The organism is Rhizobium sp. PDO1-076, assembly GCF_000247475.1.
In the GTDB taxonomy this organism is placed as follows: domain Bacteria; phylum Pseudomonadota; class Alphaproteobacteria; order Rhizobiales; family Rhizobiaceae; genus Allorhizobium.
In genome coordinates, this window is record NZ_AHZC01000155.1 from 37,633 (window position 1) to 46,992 (window position 9,360).

At 61.8% G+C, this 9,360-nt stretch carries 9 protein-coding genes; 7 read left to right on the top strand and 2 right to left on the bottom strand.

Going from position 1 to position 9,360, the window contains the following annotated elements; translation table 11 throughout:
• Positions 1-167: 167 nt before the first annotated feature.
• The 7 genes from PDO_RS10645 to PDO_RS10675 all read left to right on the top strand — a co-directional run bounded on the left by PDO_RS10645 (position 168) and on the right by PDO_RS10675 (position 8,596).
• A complete protein-coding gene (locus tag PDO_RS10645) occupies positions 168-2,411 on the top strand; it encodes a methyl-accepting chemotaxis protein (protein ID WP_007601629.1) in 2,244 nt (747 codons plus the stop codon).
• Positions 2,412-2,560: 149 nt separating this feature from the next.
• Positions 2,561-3,568: an MBL fold metallo-hydrolase gene (locus PDO_RS10650; RefSeq protein WP_007601630.1), complete on the top strand. Its 1,008-nt coding sequence runs from the start codon at positions 2,561-2,563 to the stop codon at positions 3,566-3,568.
• Between the two features lie 78 nt (positions 3,569-3,646).
• Complete coding sequence (dapF, locus tag PDO_RS10655; protein WP_007601633.1) at positions 3,647-4,567, top strand: diaminopimelate epimerase; 921 nt, start codon at positions 3,647-3,649, stop codon at positions 4,565-4,567.
• Positions 4,564-5,844: a tRNA (N(6)-L-threonylcarbamoyladenosine(37)-C(2))-methylthiotransferase MtaB gene (gene mtaB, locus PDO_RS10660; protein WP_007601639.1), complete on the top strand. Its 1,281-nt coding sequence runs from the start codon at positions 4,564-4,566 to the stop codon at positions 5,842-5,844. Before dapF ends, mtaB begins: the two co-directional genes overlap by 4 nt.
• A 21-nt stretch (positions 5,845-5,865) precedes the next feature.
• Positions 5,866-7,320: a signal recognition particle-docking protein FtsY gene (ftsY, locus tag PDO_RS10665; RefSeq protein ID WP_007601640.1), complete on the top strand. Its 1,455-nt coding sequence runs from the start codon at positions 5,866-5,868 to the stop codon at positions 7,318-7,320.
• 35 nt (positions 7,321-7,355) lie between these two features.
• The gene (locus PDO_RS10670) at positions 7,356-8,006 is read left to right on the top strand and encodes a septation protein A (protein WP_037073419.1); all 651 of its coding nucleotides are present in this window, start codon (positions 7,356-7,358) and stop codon (positions 8,004-8,006) included.
• A complete protein-coding gene (locus PDO_RS10675) occupies positions 8,003-8,596 on the top strand; it encodes a DUF2585 domain-containing protein (RefSeq protein WP_007601642.1) in 594 nt (197 codons plus the stop codon). Before PDO_RS10670 ends, PDO_RS10675 begins: the two co-directional genes overlap by 4 nt.
• Before the next feature lie 6 nt (positions 8,597-8,602).
• Here PDO_RS10675 and PDO_RS10680 read toward each other — a convergent pair whose 3' ends face one another.
• The gene (locus PDO_RS10680; protein ID WP_007601643.1) at positions 8,603-8,902 is read right to left on the bottom strand and encodes a HigA family addiction module antitoxin; all 300 of its coding nucleotides are present in this window, start codon (positions 8,900-8,902) and stop codon (positions 8,603-8,605) included.
• 27 nt (positions 8,903-8,929) lie between these two features.
• Entirely contained in the window at positions 8,930-9,211 is a 282-nt protein-coding gene (locus PDO_RS10685) for a type II toxin-antitoxin system RelE/ParE family toxin (protein ID WP_007601644.1), read from the bottom strand.
• Positions 9,212-9,360 lie beyond the last annotated feature (149 nt).

The window sequence follows — 9,360 nt, forward strand, 5'->3', positions numbered from 1 at the left end:
AACGGCGGGAAAGTCAACAATGCCGCCAACAGACGCAACCTGACGGCAATGCGGAAGAGGCCTGCACCACAAGAATGCACCCCTCATAACTCGCTAATTCAGAATTTACATAAATTTGAATGTTTTCCGTGACTTTCCTCTGCACGGACGGGATCGAGGAGAGCACCATGACCGAGACGACAATCAAACGACCCCTTTGGGTCAAAATCACGGCCTATGGCTTTGCTGCAGTTCTGTTTACCAGCGCGGCCATTGGCGGCACGGCCTGGTATCGCCAGTCGAACATGAACGAGGAAGCGCTGCGCAAGGAGATGCAGAGCGACCTGGCGCTGATCGAAAACGACATGAACGCCCAGAAGAAGACGGCATCGACCGTTGCGCTGGCGCTGGCCGGAGAGCCCGAAACAGCGGGACTGATCGAGAGCAATGCGCGCGATGAAATCATCAAGCGCTATGCCGGCAGCCTGCCCGAAATCGTCAGCTCCGGCGGGGTCCAGCTGATCACCTTCATCAATTCCAAGGGCGAAGCCGTTGCCCGCGTTCACACGCCGGACAAGTTCGGCGATGACATGACGGGTCGCCGCAAGACCGTCGTGGGTGCGCTGGCGAGCGGCAAGCTGGTTGCCGGCACGGAACCCGGCCGAACCGCTGTCAGCATGTTTGCCTCCGCCCCGGTTCTGCGCGACGGCAAGGTGGTCGGCGTCGTCGATACCGGCACGAGCCTTGCCAATGCCTATTTCAAGCCGCTGGCGGAACGTATCCAGGGTGAGATCGCGGTGCATGTCCTCGTCGAAGGAAAGCTGGTTCAGCAGGCCTCGACCATGGGCGACAAGCCGCTTTTGTCCGACGCGCAGTTGCAGTCCGTTTTTGACGGGAAGCCTGTAAAGGCGCAGATGACGGAAGGCGGACGCAGCTACATCATCGAAGGTGTGCCGTTCAACAATTTCTCCGGCGACAAGATCGGCGTCATGTCGATTGCCTCCGATGTCACGCCGATCGTCGAAGGCAGCCGCGAAGCACTCTGGACGACCGCGATCGTCACGGTGCTCGTCGCGCTGCTGTCGTCGCTCGGCTTCCTGTTCTTTGCCCGTTCGCTGGCATCTGTCATCGCCAACATCACCGGCACGATCTCCCGCCTTGCCGCCAACGACCTGTCGGCAACCGTCGACAATGGCAACCGCCCCGACGAAATCGGCGCGATGGCGCGCGCCGTCCAGGTGTTGAAGGACAATGCCATCAGGGCCGTCAATCTCGAAAACGAAGCCGACAGCCAACGCAGCCAGAGCGAAGACGAACGTCGCCGCACGGCCCAGTTGGAGCACCAGCGTGCCGAGGCGATGAGCAAGGCCACCGCAACGCTGGCCGATGGTCTGAAGCATCTGGCGGCAGGAGACCTGTCCTTCCAGATCAACCAGCAGCTCGACGCCGATTTCGAAACCCTGCGGACGGACTTCAACCTTGCCGTTTCGCAGTTGCGCCAGACGCTTGCCGAAGTCGCCCAGGCCGGCGGCGCGATCGACAGCGGTTCGCGCGAGATCAGCCAGAGCACCGACGACCTGTCGAAGCGCACGGAACAGCAGGCCGCTTCTCTCGAAGAAACGGCAGCGGCGCTCGACGAAATCACGGTCAATGTCAGCAACTCCTCCAAGCGGGCCGAAGAGGCACGCTCCGTGGCGATCCAGGCCAATGACAGCGCCCGCCAGTCCGGCGCCGTCGTCGCAAACGCGGTCGCTGCCATGGGCAAGATCGAGCAGTCGTCCGGCCAGATTTCCAACATCATCGGCGTGATCGACGACATCGCCTTCCAGACGAACCTGCTGGCACTGAATGCCGGCGTCGAGGCGGCCCGTGCCGGTGAGGCCGGTAAGGGCTTTGCCGTTGTGGCACAGGAAGTCCGCGAACTGGCCCAACGCTCGGCCAATGCGGCCAAGGAAATCAAGACGCTGATCCGCAATTCGAGCGATGAAGTCAGCAGCGGCGTCAAGCTGGTCAGCGAGACCGGCGAAGTGCTGAAGACCATCGAAACCTATATTGTCACGATCAACCAGCACATGGATTCGATCGCCACGTCGGCGCGCGAACAGTCCGTCGGCCTGTCGGAAGTCAATATGGCCGTCAACCAGATGGACCAGGTCACCCAGCAGAACGCCGCCATGGTCGAAGAGGCCAATGCGGCCTGCGCGACGCTTGCCGGCGAAGCCAATCGCCTGCGTGACCTGATCAGCCAGTTCCAGCTCGGCGGCAATGCCGGCTCGCTGCGCTCGGTTGCTGCCGAAATGGCCGCACCGCGCCGCACCGCTGCTCCCGCCGCATCCATGGCCGCACCTGTATCGCCGCGCCGTGCGCCGGTTCGGATGGCATCGGGTGGTGTTGCCGTCAGCGCTGAAAGCCAGGATTGGCAGGAGTTCTGATCCGATCCAGACCGGCGCCGCGTCAGCGTGGCGCCGGTCTCTCTGCTTGTTTCGGTCATACCGGCCGAACGATTTTCACGACGGATGCTGGATACCGTCCACGGCCTCCCCCATATGCTGCACACATCAAAGGCAGCGGGACGGTTGAAGTGACGGCGTCAGGCAGTAAGAATCCCTACTACAACGGTCCCGTTTCCGATCATTTCGACGGCACACGATTTTTCAATCCCAACGGCGTTCCACCAGGCAGTTTCCGCGACGTGCTGAAATGGCAGTTCAACGGTAAGCGCGCCCGATGGCCGAAGGCGGTCACCAGCCCGTTTGCAGGGGCAAAACCGGCAGAACGTATTACCGGTGATGATTTGCGGGTAACTATGGTCGGGCACGCCACCCTTCTGATCCAGGTGGCCGGGCTCAATATCCTGACCGATCCGCTGTGGTCCAGGCGCGCCAGCCCCCTCTCCTTCGCCGGACCCAAACGTGTCGTCGCGCCCGGCATCGCCTTTGCCGATCTGCCGCCGATCGACCTCGTGCTCGTCTCCCACAATCACTATGACCATCTCGATGTCGCGACATTGAAGCGCCTACACAAGAGCCATGCGCCACGGATCGTCACGCCGCTGGGCAATGATACGATCATCCGCCGCGCCGTACCGGATGCCGAGATCGCGACGCTCGACTGGGGCGGTGAAGCCAGCATTTCCCCCGGGGTCCGCATCGTGGCAGAGCCGAGCCATCATTGGTCGGCCCGCGGAACCGGCGACCGGAGCATGGCGCTGTGGGCCGCCTTCGTCATCGAGACACCTGCAGGCAGGATCTATCATGTCGGCGACACAGGCTTTCACGACGGCATCAACTACGCCAGCGCTGCCGAGAAATACCAGAGCTTCCGGCTCGCCATCCTGCCCTTTGGCGCCTATGAGCCACGCTGGTTCATGAAGGGACAGCACCAAAATCCGGAAGAAGCTGTCCGCGGCATGCTGACATGCAAGGCAGCCCATGTCGCCGGCCACCATTTTGGCACCTTCCAGCTGACCGACGAGCCGATCGACCATCCGGTGGCTCATCTGCGCACGGCACTCGACCGGCACGGCATCGATCAGGCGCGTTTCCGCCCGCTGCTGCCCGGCGAAGTATTCGACGTTCCGGCAGGGTGAGACGCTTCGCGCTGCAGCACTGGTAATTTCATCGCTTTTCCGCCATATAAACCCTCAACAGGGCAAGGAAGCATGGCAATGGACAATCGGGTCGACTTCGCGAAGATGAACGGGCTTGGCAACAAAATCCTGGTCGTCGACATGCGCGGTCGCACCGATCGCGTCACCGCAGCAGCGGCCATTGCCCTGGCTGGCGGCACCGAGACCCATTTCGACCAGATCATGGCGGTCCATGATCCGAAGATCGATGGCACGGACGCCTATATCGACATTCTCAACTGTGATGGCACCAAGGCCCAGGCTTGCGGCAATGGCACGCGCTGCGTCGTGCAGGCGCTGGCCTCGGAAACCGGCCGCAAGACATTCACCTTCCAGACCGTTGCCGGCATTTTGAACGCCGCCGAAAATGCCGACGGCACCATTTCGGTCGACATGGGCAAGCCGGTGTTCGAATGGGACCGCATTCCGCTGTCGGAAGAATTCTACGACACCAGCAAGATCGAGCTGCAGATCGGCCCGATCGACGCGCCGATCCTGCATTCGCCCTCCGTCATGTCGATGGGCAATCCGCATGCGATCTTCTGGATCGATCGCGATCCGATGGACTTCGACCTGGAACGCTTCGGCCCGCTGCTGGAAAACCATCCGATTTTCCCGGAAAAGGCCAATATCACCCTGGCCCACGTCACGTCGAAAACCACGATAACCACCCGCACCTGGGAGCGCGGCGCCGGCCTGACGCTCGCCTGCGGTTCGGCTGCCTGCGCCACCGCCGTTTCGGCGGCGCGCACCGGCCGTACCGAACGCAAGGTGACGATCACGGTCGCCTCGAGCCCCAATCGTGGATCGCTGACGATCGAATGGCGCGAAAGCGACAGCAAGGTCATCATGACCGGTCCTGCCGAATGGGAATGGTCGGGTTCTGTCGATCCTGTCAGCGGCGATTGGCAACGCGACGCGGACAATGCCGACACTATCGCCGGGGCCTCCGCCTCGTGAGCGGCATCGACGTCATCACCTTCGGCTGTCGCCTCAACACCTACGAATCCGAAGTGATGAAGGCCGAAGCCGCCAGGGCCGGGCTGAACAACGCCGTTCTGGTCAATACCTGCGCCGTCACCGGCGAGGCCGTAAAGCAGGCCCGCCAGGCCATCCGCCGCGCGCGCCGCGAAAACCCGCAAGCCCGCATCATCGTCACCGGCTGCGCCGCCCAGACGGATGCGGCCGGTTTTGCTGCCATGCCGGAGGTCGATGCCGTGCTCGGCAACGAGGAAAAGCTGAAGGCCGACAGCTATCTGCGCCTGCCCGATTTCGGCGTTTCGGCCGAGGAAAAGCTGCGCGTCAACGATATCATGAGCGTGACCGAGACGGCGCCGCAGATGGTTGGCCATATCGATGGCCATGTGCGTGGCTTCCTGCAGGTACAGAATGGCTGTGACCACCGCTGCACCTTCTGCATCATCCCCTATGGCCGCGGCAATTCCCGCTCGGTACCGATGGGCGCCGTGGTCGAGCAGGCGCGCAAGCTGGTGGAAAACGGCTATCGCGAAGTGGTGCTGACCGGCGTCGATGCCACCAGCTACGGTGCGGACCTGCCCGGACAGCCGACGCTTGGACAACTGGCCAAGACGCTGCTGAAGCAGGTGCCGGAAATTCTCAGGCTGCGGCTGTCTTCGATCGACAGCATCGAGGTCGACCGGCATCTTTTCGACCTGATCGCCGACGAGCCGCGTTTCATGCCGCATCTGCATCTGTCGCTGCAGCATGGCGACGACCTGATCCTGAAGCGCATGAAGCGCCGGCATTCCAGCGCGGATGCGATCGATTTCGCCCGGAGGGTCCGCGACCTCCGCCCCGATTTCGCGTTTGGCGCAGACATGATCGCCGGATTTCCGACGGAAACGGAAGAGATGGCCGCCAATTCCGCACGGATGGCAGAGGAAATCGGCATCGCCCATCTGCATGTCTTCCCCTACAGCCCGCGGCCGGGCACGCCGGCGGCCCGCATGCCGCAGCATGACCGCGCCGTCGTCAAGGCCCGCGCGTCCGCCTTGCGCGCCGTGGCGGACCGCCTGCATGTGGCCCACCTCGAGCGCCTGATCGGCACGCGACAGATGCTGCTGGTCGAACGCAACGAAATGGCCCATACGGAAGACTTCACCTTCGTTTCAGCGCCGGGCTTCACGCCGGGCACGCTGGTCGAGGTTTCGATCGGTGGCCACAATGGCCGCCATCTGACGATTGCATCGGCAACGGCCTCCAGCGCCGCAGCCTGAGAAGACGGAATAACAAGACCCATGGCCCTCGGTTTCATCAAGAAAGTCTTCACATTCGGCAAGGAAAAGCCGGCTGAAACGGTGACGGAGACCGTTGAAGACAAGGCGCTGCCTCCCGAGGTTGAAGCCGCGATCATCGCCGAAAGCGAACCGCACGACCACATCGAGCACCTGCCGCTGGCCGAAGATCCGGTCTTGGCCAGGGAAATCGACACCGCAGGCGGCCCGGCACCGGACCTCGATAAAGCGCAGATCGTGGACGCAGCGGAGCCAAAGGCGGTTGATGACGACCTGGCCATCGTGCCGCTGGAGCTTTTGCAGGCCGAAGAAACAGCCGAGCAACATGCCTCCGCGGACCTTGAGCCGGCTAAGGCCGAGGCCCTGACCTTCCACGAAAATCCGGTTCAGCCGGCTGATATCTCGCATGGTGACATCGTCGAGACGCCCGCTCCGGCGGAAGCAGCGGTGCCGGTCGCGGTGCCGGTCGCACTGCCGAAAGGCTTTGCCACGGCGGACACAATGCCGGTTGAACCGGCGACCGAGGCTCCGGCGGCAAAACTCACCTGGTTCCAGCGCCTGACGGCCGGCCTGTTTCGCACATCCTCGCAGCTGACCAGCCAGATCACCGCGCTGTTTACCAAGCGCAAGCTCGACGAAGAGACCCTTGAAGAGCTGGAAGACTTGCTGATCCAGGCCGATCTCGGTGTCGAGACGGCACTGCGTGTTACCGACACACTGTCGTCCGAGCGCTACGGCAAGGACGTGACCGGCGAGGACGTGACCCGGATCATGGCCGGCGAGATCGTCAAGGTGCTGAAGCCGGTCGCCAAGCCGCTGGCGCTCGACCTCAATCACAAGCCGCATGTCATTCTCGTCGTCGGCGTCAACGGCACTGGCAAGACCACCACGATCGGCAAGCTCGCGGCAAAACTCTCGGGCTCCGGCCTGAAGGTCATGCTGGCTGCCGGCGACACATTCCGTGCGGCAGCCATCGAGCAGCTGAAGATCTGGGCGGACCGCACCGGCTCGACCTTTGTCGGCACCAGGCTCGGCGCCGATGCCTCGGGCCTTGCCTATGATGCCTTCGAGCGCGCCAAAGCCGAAAAGGCCGATGTGCTGATCATCGATACTGCGGGGCGCCTGCAGAACAAGACGGAGCTGATGGCCGAGCTGGAAAAGATCGTTCGCGTGCTCGGCAAGCTCGATCCCGATGCGCCGCATACGGTGCTGCAGACGCTGGACGCGACGACCGGCCAGAACGCCATGAACCAGGTCGAGATCTTCCGCAATGTCGCCGGCGTCAACGGCTTGATCATGACCAAGCTCGACGGCACCGCCCGCGGCGGCATTCTTGTGGCGATTGCCGCCAAGCACAAGCTGCCGGTCTATTTCATCGGCGTCGGAGAAGGCGTCGACGACCTCGAGCCCTTCGAGGCCGAGGATTTCGCCAGCGCGATTGCAGGTATCGCCCGATGAACGATTTTCCGGACAAAACCACGAAAGACGACGCAATGACCGTGCATTCCAGCGATGTCGAATCCACCCCGGCCGAGAAGCATCACCCGATGCTGAAGATGGCGCTGGAACTCGGGCCGCTGCTCGTCTTCTTCTTCGGCAACCTGCGCGGCGAATGGCTGGCCAAGACCTTTCCGGCACTGACCGCCGTCGGCGGCCCGCTGTTCATCGCAACCGCGCTGTTCATGGTGGCCACGATCATCTCGCTGATCGCCTCCAAGCTGATCTTCAAGCATCTGCCGATCATGCCTTTCGTCTCGGGCATCGTGGTCATGGTGTTCGGCACGCTGTCGATCTGGCTGCAGGACGAGACCTTCATCAAGATGAAGCCGACCATCGTCAACTCGCTGTTCGGCGTGGTCCTGCTCGGCGGCCTGCTCTTCGGCAAATCGCTGCTCGGCTATGTCTTCAACGCTGCCTTCCAGCTCGACGCAGAGGGCTGGCGCAAGCTGACACTGCGCTGGGGGATCTTCTTCCTCTTCCTGGCCGTGATCAACGAAGTGGTCTGGCGCAATTTCTCCAACGACGTCTGGGTGAACTTCAAGGTCTGGGGCACCATGCCGATCACCATCCTGTTCACGCTGGCACAGATGCCGCTGATCATGAAACATTCGCTGGAAGACGATACTGCGGGTAGCAAGCAATGAGCGCGCCGACGTTGAGCGAAAGCGAAAACAGATCCAGCCTGAGCTTCTGGCTAATTGCCACGGCGCTGGTCCTGGTCGTCCAGATCGCCTCGCAATACCTGATGGGCCGCCTGTGGATCTGCTCCTGTGGCTACATCAAGCTGTTCGAACCGGGCGTCAACACGCCGGGCAATTCCCAGCACCTGTTCGACTGGTACACGCCGTCGCACATCATTCACGGCTTCCTGTTCTACCTGCTCGGCTGGACCGTCCTGCGCAAGGCCTCGATCGGCGCGCGCCTGACGCTGGCCGCCGTCATCGAGGCAGGCTGGGAGATCCTGGAAAATTCGCCGATCATCATCAACCGCTATCGGTCCGCGACCATGGCGGTCGGCTACCAGGGCGACAGCATCCTGAATTCGGCCATGGACATGGTCGCGATGATCGCCGGCTTCTGGTTTGCCGCGCGCGCACCGATCTGGCTGACGGTGGTGATTGCCATCGGCTTCGAACTCGCCACGGGCTACATCATCCGGGACAACCTGACGCTCAATGTGCTGATGCTAGTCTGGCCGGTCGATGCGATCAAGGAATGGCAGGCGGCTCTCTGAGGATATTCAGGCGGCTTCAAACGCTGGAATTTGCGCCAACTCCGCTTCCAGCGCCGAGCTTTCCCGCTTAAGATCATAGGCGGCCTGCAGGTTCAGCCAGAACTCCGGCGTCGTTTGAAAGAACTTGGCCAATCGCAAGGCTGTATCCGCGCTGATACCGACTTTTTCGCCGACAATGCGTTCGATGCGCGTTCTCGGGACGCGTAATTGCCGGGCGAGGGAATAAGGCGTCATGCTCAACGGCGCGAGGTAGAGCTCTCTCAGAATTTCTCCCGGATGGATCGGCGGTGCTTTGCTGATACTCATCTTGTCGTCTCCCTGCGGCCTTGTGGCTCAATGGTAATCGGTGATCTCGACGTTTTCTGGTCCGGCGTCAGTCCACACGAAACAAATGCGCCATTGGATATTGATCCGGATTGAATACTGGTCTTCACGATCGCCACTGAGTTTCTCCAGCCGATTGCCGGGCGGCGATCGCAAGTCGCTCAGATCCTTGGCTGCATCAAGCAAAGTCAGCAATTGTTGTGCCCGACGAACGAGATCGGCGGGAAACCCCTTGCGGATGGATCCATCATCAATCGAACGGGTGCGCTTGTCCTTGAATGAACGGATCATCGTTCGACCTCCGACAACGTATCATCAATAGATACGAACCCGATGTCAAGACGTGGTATCAATATGTGATACGGGTTAGCTGCCGGCAGCCAGTGCCTTTTCGATCGCCGGCATCAGCTGCGTCTCGATCGACTGCGGATCGAACGGTC

What these genes read in the sequence shown, in the direction of transcription:
- PDO_RS10645 (WP_007601629.1), top strand. Translation starts at nt 168, where the DNA reads ATGACCGAGACGACAATCAAACGACCCCTTTGGGTCAAAATCACGGCC.
- PDO_RS10670 (WP_037073419.1), top strand. Translation starts at nt 7,356, where the DNA reads ATGACCGTGCATTCCAGCGATGTCGAATCCACCCCGGCCGAGAAGCAT.
- ftsY (WP_007601640.1), top strand. Translation starts at nt 5,866, where the DNA reads ATGGCCCTCGGTTTCATCAAGAAAGTCTTCACATTCGGCAAGGAAAAG.
- dapF (WP_007601633.1), top strand. Translation starts at nt 3,647, where the DNA reads ATGGACAATCGGGTCGACTTCGCGAAGATGAACGGGCTTGGCAACAAA.
- PDO_RS10680 (WP_007601643.1), bottom strand. Translation starts at nt 8,902, where the DNA reads ATGAGTATCAGCAAAGCACCGCCGATCCATCCGGGAGAAATTCTGAGA.
- PDO_RS10675 (WP_007601642.1), top strand. Translation starts at nt 8,003, where the DNA reads ATGAGCGCGCCGACGTTGAGCGAAAGCGAAAACAGATCCAGCCTGAGC.
- PDO_RS10685 (WP_007601644.1), bottom strand. Translation starts at nt 9,211, where the DNA reads ATGATCCGTTCATTCAAGGACAAGCGCACCCGTTCGATTGATGATGGA.